The organism is Nonomuraea sp. NPDC051941 (genome assembly GCF_044593615.1).
In genome coordinates, this window is the sequence record NZ_JBIUCF010000002.1 from 48484 (window position 1) to 73107 (window position 24624).

Below are 24624 nucleotides of genomic sequence, written 5' to 3' on the forward strand. Positions count from 1 at the left end.
GGCGCCGGCTCCGGCCACGGCATCGGCTGCATCGACACGGCCACCTCTGTCCATCCCGCAGCCAGGACAAAGACGACGGCTGCTCCCACGAGCGCGATCAAGGGCAGAAGCCACCGCGCGAGTTACCAGCAGAGTCGTACAGGGATGGGGCCGTTTCCTTTGCCAAGGTAGTCCCAGAGCGATGATGTTGATCATAGTGTGTGCGGGTGTGGTGCGCGCGAGCACGCATGGAGCACGCAAGCGCTAGACGAAAATTCTAGAACGCATCCGATCCCGCACAACCGCAGGTCAGACCATGATCAAAGCGCGCCCCTGTAGGATTCGAAGCTGCGACCGTCGGATTAGGCAGTCGAAGTCCCCAGAACTCGTGCGCGAGCCCTACCGAAGTTTGAGACAAGGCATTCTGTACATGTTCAGCAAATCATTGGCAACGCGCTGCTTTCGATAAATCAAGCGTTGGCTGCAAACGCGATCGAACGTAAAGACGAGATCAAGCTTCGTCTCGACTCGTCTCAAAAGCGCAGACATCGGAGTTGCGAGCACTGCGACCATCGGATTAGAAGCAAGATCTTTTAGTGCCGCCCTGTGCCGTTGGGTGATGGTTCGTGCCGCCTCAGCGCGTTTTGCGTGTCAGGCGGTGCCGGGTCCTGACGGCGTGTGACGGGGCGTACGAGCACGTACGGAGCACGGGGACGTCCCGCGAACCCATCATGGCGAGCAGCAGGGTGCTTGCGAGGTGCGTTGATCAGGATCTGCGCCATGTGATCGGAATTGCGATGCCTCAGCGCCACAGGGGTCGCGGCCTGCCTCCGTTCGGCTCGCCGCCCCGTAGACCGTCACGAATCCCTCCACGGTCATACCTGCCCTTATGAGACCGTAGGGAGTACGCACAGCTCGTTGTTGCCTGTGTCCTTGGCCCCGTCCGATTCTCCAGAGAAACACCCCATGCTCACCCGTCACGCAGTTTCCCTCCTGGATCTCCTCGAACGCACGTGGGCCCACCGGCTGCGCCGCGTGTCGCTGGCCGCGGAGGCGGACGCGGACCCCATCATGGTGCGCGCGGCCGCCGCCGCGCTGGGCGAGGTGCATCGTGGGTTACGCCGTGGCGGCCACCTGGAGCTGGCCGAGCGCTGGCCCGCCTGCGTGGTGGTCGCCTTGTCCGCCGTAGCGGCGGAGGGCTACCGTTCAGGGTCGTTCTGGCCGGCCTGGTGGGCGACGACAGGACGCCGGGGCCGCGCGGCGGACGCCCAGCAGTACGGCGAGGCGTTCGCCGCGGCGCTCGACCGCCTGGGCCTGCCCGGGCAGGACGCCCCGAACCGGCATCTCGGCCCGATCTTGCTGCACGCGGGCGTGCCGGACTCCTGCCTGGAGGGGTTCCTGCGCTACCTGTTGGAGGGCCGCGCCGAGGAGTTGGACGAGCCGATGCGCCGGCTGGTCGAACACGGCGACGACTTCGCGGGCGAGCTGGCCGAGCGGTGCCTCGACTTGTTGGAGCGCCTACGCGCTCCCGACCAGGAGACCGACGATCTCGGCCTGCCTCGCAGGATCGTCGACCAGACCATCGCCCTGGTCCGCGCGGGTGTCATCGACCCCATACCCGCCGCCGAGCGCCCGGAGATCACCCTCGAACCGTTCGGTGGGGGCGTTCGGCTGCGCCCGCCCGGCTCGGCGGACGTCCTGGTCGACGGGAAGCACGCGCAGGTCGACCCCGACGGCCACGTCCCCATCACGGCCCCGGACCAGTCCCTCTCGGTGAACGGCCACGCGGTCCGCGTGATCGATCCGGCGGATCCCTTGCTGATCTTCAAGGAGGACGGCCACCGGCTGCCCACCGAGCGCGCCCTGCCCTCGGACGGCTTCTGGGCCGTCTTTCCTGCCGACCGCGAACTCACCGGCGACCCCCCGCCGCGTGTGGTCGCCGAGTCCGCCTGCTGGCCCGGCTGGCGGCTGGCACAGCTCTCGCCAGGCCAGGCCACCTGGGTCGGCCTCGTCGGCGGCCGCCGACGCCAGGTCCGCGGCAAAGACCGCCCCCAGGTGCTCACGGGACCGCCGCTCCCGGGCGTCACTGCCCCGAGCGGGATGCCCGTGACCGCAAGCGTGTCGGTCTGGCTGCCTGGAGACGGTTTCACCTGGTCGGTGGAGGTACGGCAAGCCGGCAGGTCCGTGCTACGCGAGAGCCGCACGCCCAGCGAGCCCGTCACGATCCCTCAGATCTGGCAGGGCGTGGGCGCGGTGACGGTGGTGGTGCGCGGCCCCATCGGCAAGGGTGCGCGCAGGACCGTCTTCGTGGCCTCGGGACTGAGTGTCTCGCACGAACCGGAGTTGCGGCTGCTCACCGCGGACGGGCTCCAGCGGGCGACGGTACGCGTGGGTGCGGACCGGCTGCCGGTCTTCACGGCCGAGGAGACCGAACGAGTCTTCGAGCACCGCGGCGCACGGCTGACCCTTAGCCCGCCGCACATGCGGGTGAGTACCGACCGGCACGCGCCGCGGGCCCGCCCGTTGCGACTGGCGGTCGAGGAGTTGGGCACGATGGACTGGTTGCGAATCGACGGCCTGCCGCCTCGGCCGCTGGAGGTGCGGGCGGGCGGCCAGGCCGTCCAGGAGTTGCCGCCTTCCGCGCGAGGGCTGTTCAGCCCTCGCCGCCTGCTCGACACCATCGCCGCCCATGCCGGAGCCGACCTGGTGTATCCACCTGACGTGCCGGTCGCCTTCGTCCGCCCGGCGGGCACCGCCTCGGCCGTCGAGCACCTCGGGGACCGGCTCGTCCTGCGGGGGCTGGTCTGGCTGGACGGCCTGGTCGCCGAGGTCCGGGCTGGAGACCGAAGGGAGGTGCTGCCCGTGCCTGAGCAGGGAGTGCTGGCCCTGCCGCCGCCACTGGCCGAGGCGGATCGAGTGCTGGTACGGCTGGCCCTGCCAGATCCCTGGACCGGAACGCGCTGGCCGGACGGCGTGCTGGCCGGCGAGCGAACCTTCCGCTGAAAGAGACGGAGCCCTGTGGACCCCCTTGCCACCAGCGCACTCATCACTGGCGCGTACCGACGCTACCTGGCCTCGCTGCTGCCGGTGCGTGACCCGGCGATCGCCGCCGCGCTGGCAGCGCAGATCGTCACCAGCCCGCTGCTCAGCAAGGGTCCGCTGCTGGAGGCGGCGCCGCCGTACCACAGCGGCGCGACGCTGCGCGATCTGCTGGCGGAGGGCGTGCTCGATCCGGCCTTCGCCCGGCTCGCCGGTCCGGCGCTGCCCCTGGACCGGCCGCTCTACGCCCATCAGGAGCAGGCGCTGCGCAAGAGCGCGGCCGGGCGCAACCTGGTGGTGGCGACGGGCACCGGGTCGGGCAAGACCGAGAGCTTCCTGCTGCCGATACTGAACGACCTGGCCGCCGAGCGAACGTCGGGGACACTGGGGCCAGGCGTGCGGGCACTGTTGCTCTATCCGATGAACGCGCTGGCCAACGACCAGCTCAAACGGCTACGCGAGTTGCTGGCGGCGGCGCCGTACCTCACCTTCGGCCGCTACACCGGAGACACGCCCGAGCGAGAGGCACAGGGCCTGGCCCTGTTCGAGGAGCTCCATCCCGGGGCCGGGCGGTTGCCCGGCGAACTGCTCAGTCGCGAGGAGATGCGCCGCACCCCGCCGCACCTGCTGATCACCAACTACGCGATGCTGGAGTACCTTCTCCTGCGCCCGGCGGACCTGGAGCTGTTCGAGGGCGAGACCTGGCGGTTCGTGGCGCTGGACGAGGCGCATGTCTACGACGGGGCCAAGGCCGAGGAACTTGGCATGCTGCTGCGACGGCTGCGCGAGCGGGTAGCGCACGGGCGACCGCTGCGGTACACGGCCACCAGCGCCACCGTGGGCGACCGGCCGCAGGCGGTGATGGAGTTCGCGAGCAAGCTGTTCGACGCGACGTTCGAGTGGGTAGAGGGTGATCCGGCTCGCCAGGACCTGGTCACGGCCAGCCGGGTCGCCGTGCCGGAAGGCCCGTTCTGGGGACCTTTGCCCGACTACGCCGAGCTGACCTCCTGCGCGGATCCGGAGAAGGAGCTGCTGGCTCGCGCGGGCGGCGAGTTCGCCTCCGCCGGGGCCGCGCTGGCACGCGAGCACACGATGGCCAGGCTGCGCGGGCTGCTGTCGGCGGGCCCGCGCGCGTTCTCCGAGCTGGCCGCGATGCTCTTCGAGGGAGACGAGCGGGCGCTGACCGCGCTGGTCGATCTGGGCGCGCGCCTGCGCGACGACGACAGGCCGGTGCTGTCGGCCCGCTATCACCTGTTCGTACGCGCCACCGAGGGCGCCTTCGTATGCCTGCTCGGCCCGCACGTGTCGCTTGGCCGCCGCGAGCGGTGCCAGGAGTGTTCCGGGGCGATGTTCGAGTTCGGCGCCTGCAAACGGTGCGGCGCGGTACACCTGGTCGGCGCCGTGTCGGGAGCGGGTGATGAGGAGGTGTTCTCACCCCGGGTGACCGCGGCGCAGTCGCGGGTGTGGCTGCTGCTGGGCGATCCCGACCAGGCGAGCGACGAGGACGACGTGGTGCTGGGCGACGTTCCCGAGGCGACGGCCGAGCGGGCGCTGCTGTGCGGGCGGTGCGGCGCGCTCGGCCGGTGCGGATGCGGCGCGACCGACCGCCGCCCGGTGCTCCATCTGCGGACCAAGGCGAGCGTCCCGTCCGGCTGCGCCGCCTGCGGCGCACGAGGCGCGGGGATGATCCGGCAGTTCGAGAGCGGCAACGAGGCCGCCGCCGCCGTGCTGGCGACCACGCTCTACCAGGCGCTGCCAGCCGACGAGGCGCAGGCAGGGCGTCCTGGTGGGGGCAGGAAGCTGCTGGCGTTCAGTGACTCCCGGCAGGCAGCCGCATTCTTCGCCCCGTACCTGGAGTCCAGTCACGCCACCGTCCAGCGGCGCGGGCTGATGCTGGAGGGGCTGCGCAGGGCCACGGCCAGGGACGCGACGGCGACGGTCGACGACCTGATCGAGGAGACGGTCAGGGCCGCCGCCGAGGCCGGGGTCTTCCAGCGGCGCGACTCACGGCAGCAACGCCGGCGGGAGGTGGCCCGGTGGGTGATGCGCGAACTGGTCGCGCTGGATGACCGGCACTCGCTGGAGGGCGTCGGCCTGTTCGGCGTACGCCTCGACGTGGACCCGGCGTGGCGGCCTCCAGCACCGCTGCTGGAGCTGGGGCTGTCGGCCGAGGAGTGCTGGCAGTTGCTCGGCGAGCTGGTCACCACGCTCCGGCATCAGGGGACGCTCAGCATGCCGGAGGAAGTGGATCCGCGCGACGAGATCTTCGATCCCCGGCGCGGGCCCATTCACGTGCGGAGGGACGGCTCCGAGGCCAAGCTGAAGGTGCTCAGCTGGCTGCCCACGCGGGGGTCCAACCGCCGGCTGGACTACCTGGCCAGGGTTCTGGGGCCGGACGCCGACGCCAGGGCGGTGCTGGACGGGTGCTGGCGGTTCCTGACCGCCCTGCCCGACGGCTGGCTGACCGCCATGGCGCTGCCCCGGGTAGGGCAGGTGTACCAGGTCGATCACACCTGGCTGGCGCTTTCCGCCGACGCGCCGCTGCTGAGGTGTGAGCTGTGCCGCCGGGTGGCCACCGCTTCGGTGCGCGGGGTGTGCCCGACCATGGGGTGCACAGGGCGGCTGCGGCCAGCCATACCCGAGGAAGACGATCACTATCGGCGGCTTTATCAGGAAATATCACCTGTTCCGTTGCTCGCCAAGGAGCACACGGCGCAGTGGACCAGCCTGGAGGCGGCCGACATCCAGCAACGCTTCGTCAGGGGCGAGGTGAACGTGCTGTCGTGCTCGACCACGTTCGAGCTCGGCGTGGACGTCGGCGAGCTGCGCGCCGTGCTGCTGCGCAACATGCCGCCCACCACCGCCAACTACATCCAGCGGGCCGGGCGGGCGGGGCGGCGCGCCGACTCCGCCGCTCTGGTGGTCACCTACGCCCAGCGCCGCTCCCACGACCTGTCCCGCTACGCCGAGCCGGAGACCATGATCGCGGGCCGGGTGCGCGCGCCGTACGTGCCGCTGGGCAACGCGCGGATCGATCGCAGGCACGCGCACTCGGTGGCGCTGGCCGCCTTCTTCCGCCAGGCGAAGGAGACGTCCGGCACGGTGTGGAAAACGGCCGGCGACTTCTTCCTCGGCGATGGTCCCGAGCGGGTGCGGCGCTTCCTCTCCCCCGTCCCACCGCAGGTCACGGCCTCGCTGCGGGCAGTGCTGCCGCCGCAGGCCCAGGCCGAACTCGGCGTGGAGTCCGGCGCCTGGGCGCAGGTGCTCTGCGACCACCTGGAAAAGGTACGGCTGGAGCTCGCCCAGGACGTGGCGACGTTCGAGGAGCGCAGGACGGCCGCCTTCGAGCAACGCCGCAGCGATCTGGCCGCCCGTTTCGAGCGCACGGTCAACACGCTGACCAGACGGTCCCTGATCGGCCATCTGGCCAACCGCAACGTGCTGCCCAAATACGGCTTCCCCGTGGACACCGTCGAGCTGCGTACCGCGCACTGCGACAGCCAGGTCGGCGCGCGTCTCGAATTGTCGCGCGACCTGTCGACCGCGATCTACGAGTACGCGCCAGGCGCGGAGGTGGTCGCGGGCGGCGTGCTCTGGCGTTCCGCGGGCCTCTACCGCCTGCCCGGACGTGAGCTGATCAGCCGCCACTACACCGTCTGCCGCGCCTGCCACCACTACAGGGAGGGCGATGAGTCGCTCGAGGCCGCCTGCCCGGCCTGCGGCGCAGCCGCCCAGGGACCGCTGAGGCAGTACTACGTGCCGGAGTTCGGCTTCGTCGCCGACCACCGCACGGCCAAACCCGCCGTGGCCCCGCCGAAGACCGTCTGGGGCGGCGCCACGCACGTGGTCTCGCTCGGGATCGAGCTGGCCGAGCGCCGCTGGCGGTCCTCCTCGGAGGCGGTGGCCTGGTGCCGGTCGGGCTCGCGCGGCAGGCTGGTGGCGATCTCGGAGGGGCCCGCGGGCAGTGGCTTCCTCATCTGCGACTGGTGCGGCTGGGGCGCGTCCAACCTGGGCAGGACGCCGAAGACGCACGCCCACCCGCTGCGGCGCAGCCCGTGCGAAGGCCCGTTGCGCTGGCGCTCGCTGGCGCACGGCTACGAGACCGACATTCTGGAGCTGCGTTTCGACGTGCCGAACCTGTCCCGGTCCGTGCTGTACGCGCTGCTGGAGGGCGCCGCCGACGGGCTGGAGATCAACAGGGATGACGTCGACGGCACGATGACCGGCGGCGCGCTCGTGCTGTTCGACACCGTGCCGGGTGGGGCCGGCAGCGTGCTGCGCGTCGCCGACCGGCTGGACGCCGTCGTGGACGCGGCCGTGCGCCGGGTCGGCTCGTGCGACTGCGGCGAGGAGACCTCCTGCTACGGCTGTCTGCGCACCCGTCGCAACGAGTCGCATCACGACCAGCTCAGCCGGGCCGCCGCCCTGACCGTCCTGCGCCGCCTTTCCGGACTTTCCGGAGAGAACCATCGGTGACGTACGGCATGCTAGACGTGATGGATGAGAGCACCGGGCAGGCTGCGGCGTTCGGGATCGACGCGTTCACGCTCGACGACCGGATGCGGCTGTTCCATTTCGCGGCGGCCGAGAAGCGGCACGAATACCTGTGGGTGCTGCGCGCCTTCGACCGCGGCCGCGCCAACTATCAGGTGCTGCTGCACGCCTCGCAGACCCGGGAGCTGCTCCAGGCCCTGCGCGAGGAGCATCCGTCCTGCCCCGCGATCGAGGACGTGCAGCCGCTGCTCGACTCGCTGGCCGACTGGCGGCTGCTCGACCGCAGCTATGACGGCACCCGCGCGGCCAACCTGGCCGAATACCGCAACCGTCACTACGTCTACCAGTTCACCCAGGCGGGATACCGGGCCTACCACGCGGTGGAGGACGTGCTGGGCGCGGGGTTGGAGGATGCGCAGCTGTCCAGGCTGGTCTTCCCCGACATCCTGGCCGACCTGAAGGCCCTGGCCGAGGCCGGCCGCACCGGCGACGGCGACGAGATCTACCGCAAGCTGGGCCGCCTGGACGGGGTGCTGTCCGACATGGCGATGCGGGCCGCCCGTTTCTACCTCATGCTCGGTGACCTGGCCCGCACCAATGACACCAGCCCCGAGGTGTTCCTGGCGCACAAGGACGGGCTGCTGACCCACATGCGCGAGTTCACCGCCGAGCTGGCCCGCTACCAGCCGCTGCTGGCCGCCGCCGTCCAGGAGGTCGCCGCGACCGGCGTCGAGCGGCTGATCGCTCTCGCGGCCGGGGCGGACGAGCGGCTGTTCCGCACACCGGCCGAGCGGGAGGAGGACTGGCGGCAGCGCTGGTCGGGCCTGACCCACTGGTTCGCCGACGGCGCCGCGAGCGAGGCCGAGCGGTTGCAGGGCGCGACCGTCACCGCCATCGCCGGGGTTCTGGCGCTGCTGCGCCGGGTGACCGAGGCCAGACGGGGCGGAGTGAGCAGGGAGAGCCAGTTGCGTCATCTGGCCCAGTGGTTCGTCTCCTGCCCGAGCGACGACGACGCGCACGCGCTGTTCCAGGTCACCTTCGATCTGGGTTCGCCTCGTCACGTGGCGGTGCCGTACGACGAGCCGGAGCTGATCCCCAGCAGGCTGTCGTGGTGGGACGCCGAGCCGGTCCGGGTGGCGCGCACGCTCGTGCAGTCAGGCCGGACGCCGGGCCTGCACGGGGTGGGCCGCATCGAGCGCAACCACGCCCAGCGCCAGCGGCTGCGGGCCGAGCAGCTCAAGGCTCAGGCGCAGCGCCGCTCCGCCGCCGGCGCGCTGGCCGGCGACGGCGTGTACGACCGGGTGCTGGACGAGCCGGAGACGCAGGCCTTGCTGGGCCTGCTCGATCTGGCGCTGTCGGCCCGCGTCCCGGCGAGCAGGAGTGTCACCGCCAGCGGGTCGGCGCACGGCGTGCGGCTCACCCTGCGCCCGTGCGAGGGCTCGACCACGGTAGCGACCGTCCGCGGCCGCCTCCACCTCGACGGCCTGCGCCTGGAGGTGTCCTCGATATGAGGGTCGCCGCCGACGTGTCGCCGCTGGAGCTGGCCGACTACCAACGGGCCGTGCGGCTGCTGCTGCGCCACCCGCTGATCACTCCCACCTACCCGGACAGGGGCGCGCTCCCCCTGGTCAGGCGGTGGACGACGCAACTGCGCGCGGATCTGCCCGAGGTGCTCGGCTACCGGCTGCTCACCACCGCGGACACCGCCAGGCTGCTGCGCGTGCACGACCGGCTCGACGCCACCACGCCCGCGCTGACCAGGACCGACCGGCCCTTCAACCGCAGACGGTACGCGTACCTGATGCTGACGCTGGCCGCTCTTGGCCGCTCGGGCACGCAGATCGCGCTGAGCGAGCTGGCCGACGCGGTCGCGGCCGACGCCGCCAGGATCGACGGGCTGGGCATGGACACCGAGCGCAAGCCCGACCGCGACGCGTTCGTGGACGCGGTGGCCTGGCTGGAGCGGCGTGGCGCGCTCGCCCTGGCCGACGGCTCGGCGTCCGCCTGGGTCAACGACCCCGACAGGGCCGAGGCGCTCTACGACATCGACAGGGAGATCGCCGGCGCCGTCTACCGCCCCAGCAGGGTCCTGCAGCATGTCGGCTCGGTCACCGCGTTGCTCGACACCGGCCAGGGCCTGGCGCAGGGACAGGCCACGACGCGCAGGGCGGCGGCGCGCAAGGCGCGCCGCCTGGTTCTCGAGCAGCCGGTCGTCTACTACGCGGAGGTCGACGAGTCGTTGCACGGCCAGCTCCGCTCGCCCAACCTGGCCGAGGACCTGGAGCGGCTGACCGGGCTGACCGTGGAACGCCGGGCGGAGGGCGTCGCCGTCATCGACACCTCGGGACGCCTGTCGGACGTCCGCTTCCCAGGCGGCGGGACGATCGCCCAGGCGGCGCTGCTCCTGGCCGCGCGTATCGCCACCCACTGCGGGCCCGGCAACCGGCGCAACCCTCCCACGCCGCTGCCTGCGCCCACCGCTGCGGAACGCCTGGCCGAGGCGGCCGCGCGCATCGACGCGGCACTGCCGCGCGGCAACGTGCTGACCGTGCTGGCCGAGCAGGACAGGACCGGGACGGCGCCGACGGGCGAGGCCGTCTATCCCTTCCTGCCCGATACCTGGCTGCGGCGCGTCATGCGCGAGCTCGTCGGTCACTTCGGCGTCGCCTTCGGCGCCGTCTGGCGGGCCGATCCCGACCGGCTGCTCGGCGAGGCAGTCGCGCTGCTGGCCAAGCTGCGCCTGGTGGCGGTCGTCGAGGGCGGCGTGCTGGCGTTGCCGCTGCTGGCCCGATACCGCGGCGTCACCGCGGAGGTGAAACAGCGCCCCGAACAATCCACTCTCTTCGAGGATGTGAAGTGACCAGGTTCGTCCCCTCTCGGGCAGGGATCATCAACCTGTGGGACTACCGGGATGAGGAGTTCGCCTTCGCGGGCGGCTGGCTGATCCTGCGCGGGCCCAACGGGTCGGGCAAGACCAAGGCGCTGGAGGTCTTGTTCCCGTTCGTGCTCGACGGGCGGATCGATCCCAAGCGGCTCAACCCGTTCGCCTCCGAAGACCGGACGATGAAGTCCAACCTGCTCTTCCGCGGGCAGGACTCCGCGCTCGGCTATGTCTGGATGGAGTTCCGCGATCCCGGCACCGGCCGGTCGGTCACGGCCGGCGTCGGGCTGCACGCCCAGCGGCACCGCGACACTCCCGTACGCTGGCATTTCGTCTGCGACGGCCGCGTCGGCGAGGACTTCTCCCTGCTCACGCCCGACGACCGGCCGATGACCCGCAAGCAGCTCGCGGCGGAGCTGGGCGAGCAGGCGCTGATCGGCTCGGCCTCCGACTACCGGGCGGCCATCGACCGGCGGCTGTTCGGGCTGGGCAGGGAGCGCTACGAGCAGCTCATCACGCTGATCCTCACCCTGCGCAGGCCGCAGCTGGCCAAGAACCTCGACCCGTCCAAGCTGTCCGACACGCTGACCGACGGCCTGCGCCCGATCGACGACGAACTGATCGCCGAAGCGGCCCGTTCCTTCGACGACATGGAGTCGGTGCAGCGCACCCTGGAGGGGTTGGTCGCCGCGGACGAGGCCACGGCCGCGTTCCTCTCCAGCTACAGCACCTACCTGCGGACCCACGCCCGCTGGGCGGCCGACGCGCTGACCCGCCGCCGCGGCGAGGTGGCCGCCGCCGTCGAGTCCCGCCGGACAGCGAGGGAGAAACTGACCGTCGCCGAGCAGGAGCGGTCGCGGGCGGAGGCCCGGACGGCCACCGCCGAGGACGCTCTGGCGGGGTTGCGCGCCAGGCTGGACCAGCTCAAGTCGAGCGCCGCGTACGAGGCGCTGCAACAGCTCGCCGACCTCGAACGGCTGGTGCGCACCTGCGCGGACGCCGCCGCCGGCGCGCGGGCCGAGCTGGAGCGGCGCACCGCGGCCAAGAGCAGGGCCGCGGCGGAGCTGGAAACCGCGCGGCGCAACCTGGCCGAGCTGGAATCGGCCGTCTCCAGGACGGCAGGTGAGCTGGCCGACGAGGCGCACGCCGCCGGCATCCCGTGGAGCCCCGGCGACGCCGATGAGGACGGATTCACCGATCGGGTCGGCGCCGGCGCCGCGGCCCGCGCCGACGACGTACGCGCGGTCCGGGCCGCACTGACCGCCCTGAGCAAGGCCGAACAGGCCCGCGACCTGGCCCGTGCCACGCTGGAGCGGGCACAGACGGCCCTGGCTCAGGCCGAGGAGGCCGCCTCGAACGCCGAAGCCGAGGTGGAGCGAACCAGGAGCATGGCGCGCGAGGAGCTGTCGGCGTGGGCCGAACGCCACGGCGTCGTGGCGGCCGACGCCACCGCACTGACCGAGGCCCTGGACCAGGTGGGTGAGCCCGATGCGCCCACCCTGGAAGCGGTCTTCGGCGAGCTGACGGCGCCGGCCGTGCAGGACCTGCGGGACGAGCGGGCCCGGTTGCGCGAAACTCGGCGGCAGACCGAGCGGGAACGCCAGAGTGCGCGGGAGGAGCGGCAGCGCATCGCCGCCGAACATGACGACGCGCCCGCGCCCCACCCGGCACGTGCCGCCTCGCGCGAGGGCAGGGCGGGAGCACCGCTGTGGCGGCTCGTCAGATTCAGAGACGGCGTCGATGAGCGGGACGCGGCCGGGATCGAGGCGGCAATGGAGGCCGCCGGCTTGCTGGACGCCTGGATCACGCCGGAGCCTGAGCCGGTGCGGGTGGGCGACTCCGACGCCTACCTTTTCGAAGCGTATCCATTCACCGGACCCAACCTGCTCCGCGTACTGGAGCCGGAGGAAGACAGCCCTGTCTCAGCAGACCGGGTCACCGCGATCCTGCGCGCCGTCGAACTGCAAGACGACGACCACTTGGTGGTCAACGGTGAGCAGGGCGGAGTGTTCTCCGCCGAACCGGTAGTCGACGACCCGCTGTTCCGCCCTGTCATCACGCCCGGTGGCCGCTTCTTCCAGGGCATCCAGGTCGGCGCCCATCACAAGGTGCACGCCGAGTACATCGGCGCCACGGCCAGGGCCCGGCGCCGCGCTGCCCGGCTGGCCGAGTGCGACACCCGGCTCGCCGCTCTCGACGACGCTCTCGCGAGCCTCGGCCGGCAGGACGCGGCGGCCGAGGCGAGGCTGGAGGCCGTGGCGGAGGCCAGATCCGCGTTGCCCAGGACCGGTCCCATCGTGACGGCCCTGCGTGCCCGCGAACAGGCGGCCGGACGGCTGCGCGGCGCCAGGGAAGGCGCGGACGAGGCCCAGCGGGGCTTCGACGAGGCCGTCGCCTCGCATGGCGCCGCCGAGCGGACGCTGCGCCGCACCGGTGCCGAACGCGCTCTGGCGCCGGACGCCGTCGATGAGGTGGCGGGGGCCGTACAACGATTCGAACGCGCCGCCGGGACCCTGGCCGGGCGGCGGCGGGAGGCGGCCCGCCAGCTCTCCAGCGTGCAGGCGGCGGCCGACCGGCTGACGGAGGCCGCCGAGGACGAGGCGAACGCCGCCAAGACCGAGCAGACCGCGCGACGGCGGCATACCGAGGAGGCCGCCAAGCTGGAGGCGTTGCAGGCGACAGTCGGCGCGGAGGCTCGGCAGATGCTGGCGGAGGTCGAACGGACCGAGCGCAACATCGCCGACGCCGAGCGGGAGACGCAGTCCGCCAGGTCCGCCGAGCGGGACGCGCTGACCGCCGAGGTGAGCGCGCGCACCCGGGTGGAGACGTCTGCCGAGGCGCTGGCGGTGGCGCGGCGCGAAGAGCGCGAGACAGCGCGCGAGCTGGCCCCCTACGCCCGCCGCGAGCTGCTCGACGTGCTCAAGTGCCCGCCCGGCCTGGCCTGGCCCGCCCAGGAGGCCGACTGGCAGGCCGAGGAGCTGCCCGCCGGCGTTCGCGAGGTGCACGAGGCCGTCCTCGCCGTCACCCGTGACCTGACCCCGACCGAGATCTCGCTCAAGCAGTCCACCACCCGGCTGACCAAGGCTCTGGAGGACCTGCAGGCGCAGCTGACCGCCGCCGACCAGAACTACCGGCCCGAGTGGGACGGCGCCGACGGTGTGATCGTCGTACGCGTCACCGATGAGGAAGGCCTGCTGCCGGTCGGCGCGTTCGCCACGAAGATCAGCGCCAGCAGGAACGACCAGCAGCAGCTGCTCAGCGACTCCGAGCAGCGCATCCTGGAGGACGCCCTGCTGACGAGGCTGGCCCAGCAGATCCACGACCGCACCGTGGATGCCCGCGACCTGATCCGCAGGATGAACACCGAGATGCGCTCACGCCGGATGTCCTCGGGCACCACCGTCGGGGTGGGGTGGCTGCTGGCCGACGCGCTGGACGACGAGCAGCGCGCGATCTGCGGCCTGCTCGACGGTGACGCGGCCCGGCTGCGCCCGGACGACCTGACGAGGATGCGTGGCCACTTCGCCGCCCAGATCAAGAACGCGCGGGCGCGCCACCGCGACAGGCCCTACCGCGAGTTGCTGGCCGACGTGCTCGATTACCGCAGGTGGCGGCAGTTCGCCTTCCAGCTCGTACGATCGGACGGTACGGAAGAGCGGCTGACCAGGTCCAGGCACAGCCGCCTGTCGGGCGGTGAGCAGTCGGTCTCCCTGCACCTGCCGCTGTTCGCCGCCGCACACGCCATGCTCAACTCGGCCCGGCCGGACGCGCCCCGGCTGCTGGCGCTGGACGAGGCGTTCGCCGGGGTGGACGACACCGGGCGCGGCGAGTTGATGTCGTTGGCGGCGCAGTTCGACCTCGATCTGTTCATGACCGGCTACGACCTGTGGGCCACCCACGCCTCGGTCTCCGCCGCGGCCCATTACGACCTGGCGCACTCCCCCGTCGACCACACCGTCAGCCCTCTGCTGCTGGTATGGGACGGCGGGCAACTGCTGGCCGATGACACCGGCGATCTGACCGCCGCCCTCGGCTCACCGGACACCCGCAAGGTGGCTCTGACCCCGGAGGAGGTCATCCCGCTTGAACTCCCTGGATGAGCTGCGTTCGGAGGGCTGGGCCCGCCTGCTTGCCGCCGCCAGACGCAAGCTGGAGCGCGACGGCGCTCTGTCGGGCTCGGTCAGCATCGGCGCGCCCTCCGAGGAGGAGCGCCGCGTGATCATCGGGCTGACCGGCCGCTACCGGCCGGAGGACGTCAAGCGTCTCACCGTGCCCCTGACCGACCTGGACCTCTTCCTCATCAACCGGTACACCCACGGCCTGCGTGATGTGCTGACCGAGCTGGGCGGTCCATTACGGGACCGGGCCGGGGAGCGCCGGGCGCTCGATGAGGAACGCGATCGGCTCCTCGCCGGCGCCTCGCGCGGCAGGCACTCCGGCGACGCCTGGCACGCCGCCTGGCGGGAGGCCATCGCCGTCGACGGCACGGCGACCAGGCTCATCAGGCGCGGCGAAGGGCGGCTGGTCACCACGGCGGCCCAGGTTCTCGACCAGTTGCCCGCCCAGGCCATGCCACTCCCCGTGCTGGCCGAGCGTGCCACCGGCGACACCAAGGCCCTGTCCGCCGGCTCACCGCTGACCTTGCTCGTGCTGCGGGCCCTGGCGCTCCGCTCCGGTCTGCCGTCTGTTCCAGGCGACCGGGTGGGGCAGCGCACGCTGTGGGAGTCGGCCGGGGTGATCGTGGACGACCTGGCCAGCCAGGTCCTGGTGCTCAACCTCCCCGTACTCGGCCAGGGCCCGGTCGCGGGCTGGCTGGCGGAGGCGGCCAGGTATGGCGTTCCATACCGGCTGACGTTGCACCAGCTCACGACCTTCCCGGTCGTCCTCGACGACGGCCCGATCTTCATCTGCGAGAACCCCGCCGTGCTCCGCGCGGCGGCCACCGAACTCGGCGCCCGATCCGCGCCGCTCATCTGCACCGAAGGGATACCTTCGGCGGCCTGCCACCGCCTCCTGGAGACGGCCAAGGGCGAGCTGCGGTGGCGAGCCGACTTCGATTGGACCGGCCTGCGGATCATGGAACGCGCGATCTCCCGCCACCGGGCGACTCCGTGGCGCATGTCGGCGGCCGACTACGCCGCGGGACTCGCCGAGAGCGAGTCCACCCCGCTGAGCGGGACGGCCACGCCGAGCCCATGGGACGTGGAGCTCGCACAACTCATGGCGAGCCGAGGCTGGACGGTGATGGAGGAACGCCTGATCCCCGCCCTCCTGTATGACTTGAACGGCGAGCACCCGAGCACAGCACCATCCTGACTGCCCGCCCTGGAACATGCTCCGGACCACGACGGAGAACCCCATGCCCTCGCCCATGTTCTCGTTCGGGAGTACCTCGGCGAGCAGGTTGGGCATCGCGGTCACGGCGAAGGTGCTGCCAATGCCGCCCATGATCAGCATGACGATCATGGGCGGGAGGCCGACCATCAGCCAGATCAGCGCGGCACTGCGGCGTGCCGGGCGTCGCGGCGCCCGGGATCGCTGGACTCAGACCAGGAGCGGGGCGAGGTGGTTGGTTCGCGTTCCCTCGGCGGAGGTCAGGTAACCGCGCAGCCGCCCCGCGATGCTGCCCAGTTCGCCGGACAGCGCGTACGACGGGCCGTACAGAGCGGGTGGCCGGATCGCGGCGACCTGTGCGTTGAGGTCGGTGACCAGGCCGGCGCTGGTGCCGCCGTTGGGCACGATGCGGATCGTGTAGTCCAGGATGCTGTCGGCTTCCCCGCCGATGATGTGGGCGCCGGGCAGGATGCCGATGCCGGTGTCCCAGTCCATCGAGTTGCGCACATTCTCGAACACGGCCGAGGTGGCGTGCTTCGTGCCCGGGTTCTTGGAGAAGACCACGGCCACGTTGGGGGTGGTCCGGTGCGTGCCTTCCTGGTAGACCATGGCGTAGCCGCTGGTGGTGCTGGTCGGCGTCCACGGGTAGTAGGGGATGTTCTGGCCCGCCCGGTACCACTCGCTCGGGTCGCCGTTGGCGTCGAGTCGCAGCGCCAGGGCGGTGAAGGCGTCGGCGGAGCGCAGGAACGGCAGCCAGTTCTCCAGGTAGAACTCGACGTTCGCGACTGTCGTTCCGGCGTTGACGACCTTGGGCAGCCGGATGACGCGGCGGATCTCCAGCGTGCCGTTGGACAGTCTGGTGTAGCGGGTGAGCTGCGGGACGGCGTCCGATCCCGCGAAGTCGGCGACGAGTTCGGCGTACCACTGCCGGTCGGCGATGGTCCACACGTCGGTCGCGGTCGGGGTGGTCCGCTCGACGCGGACCGTGCGCTGGTAGGCGCCGGGGCGGGTGCCCGCCTGGTTGACGTTCCAGCGCCGGTCGAGGACGTTGGTCGCGGCTTCGACGTTCAGGCCCCACAGGACGGCCTGCATGACCCGGTCGGTCTCCTCGCCCTCGTAGGTGGGCGAGAGCAGTGGCCGGTAGCCGGTCGGGCAGTGCCGCATCTGCGGGATGCAGCCGCCACCGCCGAGCCGGAAGTCGAACTGCTCCCTGCCTTTCCAGGAGTTGCGCTGCCACACGTCCGTGCCCTCGGTGAGCAGCTTCCACGTCCAGCCCTTGGCCGCCGCCGCGGCGGGCGTCGCCGCGATCAGGGGTAGCGTCGCGGCGGTCGCCAGAACGGCACGCCTGCTCAGGCCGGTGCTCCGTTTGTCGCTCATGTTGGTGTTCTCCTTTGTTGGGGGGAATTCAGGAGGTGTAGGGCTCCAGCCCGGCCGGTACGGCAGTGCGCTCCCATTCGGCCTCGTATCCGATGCCGGGCGCGGTTCCCGCGTGGACGAGCCCGTTGGCGTCGACCGCCTCTTCCCTGGTCACGGGGTTGGCGGGGACGAACGACTCGTAGTAGGTGGTGTTGGGGATGGCCATGCACAGGTGGGTGTGCACGATGCCGCCGCCGTGGACCTCGGCGCGCATCCGGTAGGCGTCGGCCAGGTGGGCGATCCGCATCGCCCCGGTGACGCCGCCGCGCAGGCCCGCGCTGGTGCGCACCGCGGTGGCGGAGCCGTTGGCGATGAAGTCGGCGGTGTTCATGTGGGCGCCGTCGCTGGTCTCGGCGACGATCAGAGGTACGTTCACTTTCTCGGCCAGGCGCTGGTAGGCGGTCGCGCTGAACTCGCGCATCGGCTCCTCGTACCAGAGGTATCCGGCCTCGGACAGGACTCTGCCCAGCTTGATCGCGTCGAGCAGGTCGAACGCGGCGGATCCGTCGTACATCAGCGGCACCGAGTCGCCGACGTGCTCGCGCAGTGCTGCGCACAGGGCGATGTCGCGGTCGACGTTCCCCCAGGCGTGCAGCTTGATGGCCGGGTAGCCCAGTTCCAGGCACTGGTCGGCGACGTCGAGGTACTCGCTGACGGTGGCGAAGGTCGAGGTGGAGGCGTACGCGGGGATGGCGGTGCGGTACCCGCCGAGCAGTTGGTGCACCGGCAGCCCGGCGGCCTTCCCCGCGATGTCCCACAGCGCCACGTCGACCAGGCCGTGGATGTAGAGCGGCATCTCCTCGATGCGGTCCAGCTCCCAGACGCGGTGCCACAACCACTCACGCTGCAGCGGGTCGGCGCCGAGCAGTTCGGCGCGCAGCCGCCGGTCGGCGATGTCGGCCAGGATGGCGCCGCGTTGGCTGTAGGCGTAGCCGGTGTGCCCGTCGTCGGTGGACAGCACGAGCCAGCCGCCGGTGTGCGCGGGCTCGGACCCCGGCAGGCCGTCGCGCCAGCGGAAGGCGGGTGTGACGGCGGGCTGCGCGCACAGGACGACGTCGACAGCGGTGATCTTCACATTCACTCCGTTGCGGTTCAGTTCTTGACGGCGCCGTCGAGCAGTCCGCGCACGAGGTGGCGCTGGGCGAACAGGAAGACGAGCGCCACAGGCACCACGGTGAGCACGCCCGTTATCGCGGCTTCTGGCCGATGGATGGGGAGATCGCTGCCTCCCAGTGCCGGGTTGAGCGCCGGTGAGCCGGAGATCAGCACGCCGAGCCCGACCGGGAGGTTGAAGGTCTCGTCGTCGCCGAGCATCACGAACGGGAGGAAGTAGTTGTTCCAGTTGCCGATGAAGGCGAAGAAGGTCAGCAGCGCGATCAGCGGCTTGCCCAGCGGCAGGGCGACCCTGGCGAACAGGGCGGCCTCCGAGCAGCCGTCGATCCTGGCGGCCTCCAGCACCTCGCGCGGCAGCAGGGTGGAGAAGTAGATGAAGGCGAGGTAGACCCCGAACGGGTAGAGGCTGGCGGGCAGGATCACCGACCAGGCGGTGCCGGTGAGCTGGACCGCGTTCACCTCGAGGAAGAGCGGGAGCACGAGCGCGGCGGGTGGCACGATCATCGCCAGCAGCGTGGCGATGAGGATGACCCGCCGGCCGGCGATCCTCGTCGCCGCCAGCGCGTACCCGGCCAGCAGGGACGTGGTCACCGACAGCAGCACCGCGCCGCCGGTGTAGACCGCCGAGTTGACGATCCACTGATAGATGACGCCGTCGTTGAAGGTGGTCAGGTTCCGCCAGGCGGTCAGGTAGCCGTCGAGCGAGCCGAAGGACAGCGGATGCCCGCCGGTGATCTGGGCGTCGGACTTGGTCGGCGCCAGCACCAGCCACACCAGCGGCAGTGCGCAGGCCAGGGCCACCAGCCCGAGCACGACGGACACGGACGTCCGCCACACCCACGGCCCGCCGAGCCGCTCGGTCATCGGTCGACCTCCGTCTCGAAGAACTTGGCCTTGAAGACCAGGAAGCAGGCGGCCACGGTGCAGACGGCCAGGAGCATCAGGCACAGCGCGGCGGCCGCGGCGAAGTCGCCGTTGTCGAAGGCGAACAGCAGGCCGAGCTGGTTCAGCGACCACGACTTGGAGCCGGTGAAGGCCACGCCGTACAGCAGTTGCGGCTCGATGAAGATCTGCAGTCCGGCGGTGAAGGCCAGGATGACCATGTAGACCACGTACTTGGAGATGAGCGGCAGCTTGATCCGCAGGGCCGTCTGCCACCAGGTGCAGCCGTCCACCTTGGCGGCCTCCAGCACCTCGCGCGGCACTCCCTGCAGGGCGCCGTACATGATGACCACCCACTGACCGAAGCCGGTGGCGAAGGCCATCAACGCGAAGATCATCACCAGGTACGACGGTTTCAGCACGTCGTTGCCGGTCCGCATGCCCAGGCCGTGCAGCAGCGGGGCGAAGGGGCTGAGCGCGGGCTGGAGCATGACGTACCAGAGGAGCACGCTGGCCGAGCCGGTGACCGCACCCGGCAGCATGTAGACCAGGCGCAGCGCCGTGCCGTACAGGGGACGCTGGTCCTGGACGAACAGCGCCAGCAGCAGCACGCCGATCACCATGGCCGGCAGGTACAGCGCCATGAACAGCGACACGTTGCCCAGCGCGGGCAGGAAGCGGAAGTCGGCGATCGCGTTGCCGTAGGCCCGCGGGTCGCTCAGGGACTCGTAGAGGGCGTACATCACGGGGCCGATCCCGAAGACCGCGAGCAGCACCAGGTACGGGGTCACGCACAGCCAGCCGAACGCCTTACCCGACGTCATAGCCCTGTGCCTTCGCCAAATTCACCAGCTCGGCCTGCAACGCGTCCAGGCCGGCCCGGACACTGCCGCCGGAGCGGATCGCGGGGACCACGGTCTGGGTGAACGCGCCCTCGACGTCGTAGCGGGTGGGCTGCTGCACCGGGTTGACCTTGGCCGCCTGCTCCCGCATCACCGGGAACGGGTCGGACGCGTAGAACGGGTCACCGGCCAGCCGCTTGGCCCATGCGTCGGCCGAGGGGCCGTAGGCAGGGTAGGTCGGCGCGCCCTTCTGGTAGTCGGCGTCGGTGGTCATCCACTGGATGATCTCGGCGGCCCCCTTCATGTTCTTGGAGTGGCGCGAGACCAGGTAGACGCCGCCACCCGCGCTGCCGGACCAGTTGGTCGTCTCGCCGTCCCAGGACGGGTACGGCGCCGCGGCGATCTGCCCGTTGGGGGTGGCGAACAGGTCCTTGGGCTTGAACAGGTAGTCGCCGAGCCAGGAGGCCCCGGGCAGCATGAGGACTTTGCCGTCCTTGCCCAGCTTGGCCATCTCCGGGTCGAAGAGCCCCGCCTTGGTGACCGAGCCGTTCTTGACCAGCGGGTCGAGCACGTCCGCGACCCGGGTGCACTTGGGGTCCTTCAGGTCGATGTGCACCTTGTCCGGCCCGGTCACCTGCTGGATCGGGCAGCCGCTGGACCAGAAGTAGTCGTAATAGGTGAAGAAGCTGCCCGCGCTGCCGATGACGTAGCCGGGGTGCTCCTTGGCCACCCGCTCGCCCAGCGCCCGGTAGTCGTTCCAGGTCTTGGGGAGCTGGTAGCCGAAGCGCTCCATGAGCGGCTTGTTGTACCACAGCACGGTCTGGGCCAGGTCGTTGCGCAGGCAGTACAGCTTGCCCCCCACCTCGCAGGGCGCGTTGGCCGTGCCGAAGTCCTTCCGGATCTGCTCCTGCACCAGTGAGTCGAGGGGCTGGGCATAGTCGAGCTTCCCGGCGAACTGGGAGACCATGTTGGGCTGCCCGGCGAAGATGACGTCCGGCCAGCCCTTGCCGGTGCGGTTGAACAGCTGGATCTTCGTCAGCAGGCTCTGCCCGTCGTAGGTCTCGACCTTCATCTTCAGGTTCGGGTGCGTCTTCTTGAACTGTTCGAATCCGGCCAGCCGGGTGGGGTCACTCCACACCAGCAATGTCGCGTCACGATCCTCGGTGATGGCACCGCTGACGGCTGCGGGCGTGTTGGACGAACAGGCGGCGAGCAGGGCGCCTGCGAGGCACGCCGTTAGGGGGATGCGAAATCTGATCACAGCTGCCTCGACAAAATCATGTACGATGTCTGAAGTCAGATGTTGCATGCATGTTACGGCGACGTCAACCCCCATTTGTCGCTATGTTGTGAACGTCAGGAGGCTTGGATGACCGACTCACCCGCGCCGGCACCGGCGCTCCCCCGCCGGCAAGTGCTGGCCGACGACGTGTATGACGTGTTGCGAGAAATGCTGCTCAGTGGCCACATCCCACATGGCAGCCGGGTCAAGATCGACACCCTGGCGGCCCAGCTGAAGATCTCCAACACGCCGATCCGCCAGGCCCTGGGCCGCCTGGAGGCCGACGGCCTGGTCAGCAAGCACCCCTACCGCGGCTTCGTCGCCGCCGACCTGCCCGACCACAAGACGATCTCCGACCTGTACGAGTGCAGGCTGCTGCTCGAACCTCCCACGGCCGCCCGTGCCGCCCGGGAGTTCCGCGCGGAGGACCGGGCGTTCCTGCGCCGACAGGTCGACGTTCCCGGCGGCGACCTCACCATGCTGGCCAAGGCCGACGAGCTACTGCACGGCAAACTCGCCGAGATGTCCGGGAACCTGGTCGTGGCCGAGACGCTGGAGCGGCTGTTCGTCCGTTCGCGCGCTTTCCGGATCTTCTACGCCCGGGAAGGCGCCGCCGAGCTCACCCGGGACGAGCACGAAGCCATCGTACGAGCAGTCGTGGCGGGCGACAGCCCGGCTGCGGCGGCCGCGATGACCGCTCATCTGCGATCGGCGGGAGAGCGAATGCTCGCGTCACTACCGTGAGATCCAGAGGTCCGCGGCCGCCGATGCCAGGGGCTCTGGTGGCCGACGGCGGCGAGGTCACCCACGTCAAGGCCCATCCGGTCATCCCGGTCGACGCATCCGGCGCGGGCGACACGTTCGACGGGGCCTTCGCCGCGCGCCTGCTGCAGGGCGCCACCGCCGTCGAAGCCGCCCGGTACGCGGCCGCGGCCATCACCACCACCGGACACGGCGCCGTCCACCCGATCCCCCTCCGAGCCCCCTCCGAGCCCCCTCCGAGCCCCTGGCGTGCCCGGTCGGGACTCATCGCGGCAGCGCCGACCGCCTCACCCCGGAGCTTCCCCGTACTCCGGACGCCTGACCTGAGGTCACCCGATCGAATGCGAGCCCTGATAGCTAGGCGCGTGCTGGGGGCAGGCCGTACGGGCTGACGGCCAGGTACGTCTCCGGCGTCGCCGCTTCGAGGAGCCCCTCGTCGCCTTCGAGGTCGAGTTCTGGCTCCTGGGGACGGCGCAGCACCGACTTCGACGGCACCTACGGCTCCCGCGCATCACCGCCGAACTCCGCGACAAGGGCATGACGATCAACGAGAAACGCGTCGCGCGGGTGATGCGGACGTTCGCCATCGCCGGGACCCGGCTACGGCGACAAGTCCGCACCACCATTCCCGAACCGGCGGCCGCATCGGTTCCGGACCTGTTCAAGCGGGACTTCACCAAGTACATGGGCGACATCACCCACCTCCCGCTCGCCGACGGGGACATCCTCTACCTGGCGACCGTGCTGGCCTGTTTCAGTCGCCGGGTGGTGGGCTGGTCGATCGCCGACCACATGCGCACCGACCTGGTCGCCGACGCGCTGACGATGGCCGCGGCAACCCGGGGCGGCCTGTCCGGCTCGGCCTTCCACAGCGATCACGGGGCGCAATACACCTCCAAGGACTACGCCGCCGTGTGCCGAGAGCCGGGCGTCACCCAGTCCATGGGAGCCATCAGGACCAGCGCCGACAACGCCGCCTGTGAGAGCTTCCACGCCTCCCTCAAACGCGAGACTCTCCAGGGCGCACGCCACAACGGCGACGCCGCGACCTGCCGACGCGCAGTCTTTCGATGGCTGACCCGCTACAACACCCGAAGGAGGCATTCGGCCAACGGGCACCTCAGCCCCATCGCCTACGAGCACCTACACCAGCAAAGATCGATCAGCCTGACACTGGCCGCATGACACACCCCAACGCGTGTCCACTTCCGTGGGGGAAGGCCCGACCACCCGATCGTGACGATCGGACCGTCCTGCCGCTGGAGGGGCGGATCGAACGTCGGAAGGTGCTCTGCGGATTGATCAACGAGTATCACCGAGCCGGGTAGCCACTCCGGAAAACTCCCAGCTCAAGCCCGACGCGATGGATTTCGAAGCGGTACAGGCCGACCTGGGCTGGGTCTCCGTCGCGTAGAGGGTCTGCCATGACAACACTTCCGCCCACAATTGCCGGCTTGTTCGGTCAGATGGTGCTCAAACGAGCCGCCGTCACGACGGTCTCTGGCCCGAATACCACGCGTCGCGTCAGAGCGTGCAGCATACGGCCAGGCCGCCGACGTCACCACCCGGGCAGCCCCGGCCCAGGCAGGGCGAACACCGTGGCGACAGCAGGCCTCGCGGCATCGGCAGCCGCGACGCCCATAGGAATTCCCTATGGCAGCTGCTGATATTTCATCTTTGCCTCTCGTTCTTTTCCGGACGTACCGTGAATCGGGTCGACGAGGCGCACACCGCGATTGCTCGAAAGATTCGCGCTGTGCCCGCGCCGAGCGAATGAGCAAACAATCGAAAGGAATGGCAGCATGACCACGGTCGAAAACGGAGCTGAGCCGCGAGAGCTTAAAGGAAAGCGAGCCCTGGTCACAGGTGGTTCCCGCGGAATCGGAGCGGCCGTCGTACGCCAGCTCCTGGACGCGGGCGTCGAGGTCTTGGCCACCGCCAGGTCGACCACGTACACGGCGCCGGAGGGAGCCGCCTTCGTGACGGCCGACATCCGGACACAGACCGGGACGGAGGCGCTGGCCACGGCCGTGCAGGAGACGCTCGGCGGGGTGGACATCCTGGTCCACAACGCGGGTGGTGCGCGGGCCAACGCGGGCGGCAGCGCCATGACGATCCCCGCCGAGGACTGGCAGGACACGCTGGAGCTGAACCTCCTGGCGGCGGTGCGACTGAACTCGCTGCTGGCACCGGGGATGCGGGAACGAGGATCGGGGGCGATCGTGCACATCTCCACGGCCGCGCTCCTCCCGCCGGTGCCGGCGTTCGCGCACTACCAGGCGGCGAAGGCGGGGCTGGAGAGCTACAGCCGGGCCCTGGCCGCGGAGCTGGCCCCGTTCGGAGTCCGGGTCAACGCCCTGGGCCCCGGCAGGACCGCCACGCCCGGCGGCGAGGAGACGCGGAGGCGGTGGGCGAGCGGCAACGCGGAATCGGGCGCGACCGCCACACCCCCGCTCGGGCGCGACGGCCGGCCTGACGACATCGCCAACGCGGTGCTGTTCCTCGTGTCCGACCGGGCGAGCTGGCTCACCGGGACCTATTTCTCCGTGGACGGCGGCGAATACCCCAGGAACTGACGCCGAAAAGAAATTCGGCGTCGT

The 24624-nt window shown here is 70.7% G+C and carries 15 protein-coding genes and 1 pseudogene; 10 read left to right on the plus strand and 6 right to left on the minus strand.

The window, feature by feature from the left end:
* The first annotated feature begins 945 nt into the window (after positions 1–945).
* Genes ACIHFD_RS04225 through ACIHFD_RS04250 form a run of 6 tightly spaced genes read left to right on the plus strand, consistent with a single transcriptional unit; the run spans position 946 to position 15709 of the window.
* A complete protein-coding gene (locus tag ACIHFD_RS04225) occupies positions 946–2982 on the plus strand; it encodes a hypothetical protein (RefSeq protein WP_397365525.1) in 2037 nt (678 codons plus the stop codon).
* Between the two features lie 15 nt (positions 2983–2997).
* Positions 2998–7494 carry a DEAD/DEAH box helicase gene (locus ACIHFD_RS04230; RefSeq protein WP_397365526.1) on the plus strand — a complete coding sequence of 1499 codons (4497 nt, stop codon included), beginning with the start codon at positions 2998–3000 and terminating at the stop codon, positions 7492–7494.
* A gap of 20 nt (positions 7495–7514) precedes the next feature.
* The gene (locus ACIHFD_RS04235) at positions 7515–9023 is read left to right on the plus strand and encodes a TIGR02677 family protein (protein ID WP_397365527.1); all 1509 of its coding nucleotides are present in this window, start codon (positions 7515–7517) and stop codon (positions 9021–9023) included.
* Entirely contained in the window at positions 9020–10372 is a 1353-nt protein-coding gene (locus ACIHFD_RS04240; protein WP_397365528.1) for a TIGR02678 family protein, read from the plus strand. Before ACIHFD_RS04235 ends, ACIHFD_RS04240 begins: the two co-directional genes overlap by 4 nt.
* A complete protein-coding gene (locus ACIHFD_RS04245) occupies positions 10369–14493 on the plus strand; it encodes a TIGR02680 family protein (RefSeq protein WP_397365529.1) in 4125 nt (1374 codons plus the stop codon). The genes ACIHFD_RS04240 and ACIHFD_RS04245 overlap by 4 nt, the downstream gene beginning before the upstream one ends.
* A complete protein-coding gene (locus ACIHFD_RS04250; RefSeq protein WP_397365530.1) occupies positions 14477–15709 on the plus strand; it encodes a TIGR02679 family protein in 1233 nt (410 codons plus the stop codon). The genes ACIHFD_RS04245 and ACIHFD_RS04250 overlap by 17 nt, the downstream gene beginning before the upstream one ends.
* Before the next feature lie 228 nt (positions 15710–15937).
* Here the strand turns inward: ACIHFD_RS04250 and ACIHFD_RS04255 are convergent, their stop codons facing one another.
* The 5 genes from ACIHFD_RS04255 to ACIHFD_RS04275 are packed head-to-tail and all read right to left on the minus strand — an operon-like array spanning position 15938 to position 21241.
* Entirely contained in the window at positions 15938–17104 is a 1167-nt protein-coding gene (locus ACIHFD_RS04255) for a hypothetical protein (protein ID WP_366317353.1), read from the minus strand.
* Positions 17105–17132: 28 nt separating this feature from the next.
* Positions 17133–18218, minus strand: coding sequence for an enolase C-terminal domain-like protein (locus ACIHFD_RS04260; RefSeq protein ID WP_397365531.1), 1086 nt, complete (start codon positions 18216–18218; stop codon positions 17133–17135).
* A 17-nt stretch (positions 18219–18235) separates the two neighbouring features.
* The gene (locus tag ACIHFD_RS04265; RefSeq protein WP_350727272.1) at positions 18236–19120 is read right to left on the minus strand and encodes a carbohydrate ABC transporter permease; all 885 of its coding nucleotides are present in this window, start codon (positions 19118–19120) and stop codon (positions 18236–18238) included.
* Complete coding sequence (locus ACIHFD_RS04270) at positions 19117–19962, minus strand: carbohydrate ABC transporter permease (RefSeq protein WP_397365532.1); 846 nt, start codon at positions 19960–19962, stop codon at positions 19117–19119. Before ACIHFD_RS04270 ends, ACIHFD_RS04265 begins: the two co-directional genes overlap by 4 nt.
* A complete protein-coding gene (locus tag ACIHFD_RS04275) occupies positions 19949–21241 on the minus strand; it encodes an ABC transporter substrate-binding protein (protein WP_397365533.1) in 1293 nt (430 codons plus the stop codon). Before ACIHFD_RS04275 ends, ACIHFD_RS04270 begins: the two co-directional genes overlap by 14 nt.
* 108 nt (positions 21242–21349) lie before the next feature.
* Here ACIHFD_RS04275 and ACIHFD_RS04280 point away from each other — a divergent pair, with 108 nt between their 5' ends.
* Entirely contained in the window at positions 21350–22006 is a 657-nt protein-coding gene (locus ACIHFD_RS04280; protein ID WP_397365534.1) for a GntR family transcriptional regulator, read from the plus strand.
* 23 nt (positions 22007–22029) lie between these two features.
* The gene (locus ACIHFD_RS04285) at positions 22030–22416 is read left to right on the plus strand and encodes a PfkB family carbohydrate kinase (protein WP_397365535.1); all 387 of its coding nucleotides are present in this window, start codon (positions 22030–22032) and stop codon (positions 22414–22416) included.
* Here ACIHFD_RS04285 and ACIHFD_RS04290 read toward each other — a convergent pair.
* Positions 22382–22519: a hypothetical protein gene (locus ACIHFD_RS04290; protein WP_397365536.1), complete on the minus strand. Its 138-nt coding sequence runs from the start codon at positions 22517–22519 to the stop codon at positions 22382–22384. The genes ACIHFD_RS04285 and ACIHFD_RS04290 overlap by 35 nt on opposite strands.
* Here ACIHFD_RS04290 and ACIHFD_RS04295 point away from each other — a divergent pair.
* Both ACIHFD_RS04295 and ACIHFD_RS04300 read left to right on the plus strand, forming a co-directional pair.
* Positions 22506–23209, plus strand: a pseudogene (locus tag ACIHFD_RS04295) (IS3 family transposase); the annotation flags it as partial. The gene ACIHFD_RS04290 and the pseudogene ACIHFD_RS04295 overlap by 14 nt on opposite strands.
* Positions 23210–23826: 617 nt before the next feature.
* The gene (locus tag ACIHFD_RS04300; RefSeq protein WP_397365537.1) at positions 23827–24600 is read left to right on the plus strand and encodes an oxidoreductase; all 774 of its coding nucleotides are present in this window, start codon (positions 23827–23829) and stop codon (positions 24598–24600) included.
* Positions 24601–24624 lie beyond the last annotated feature (24 nt).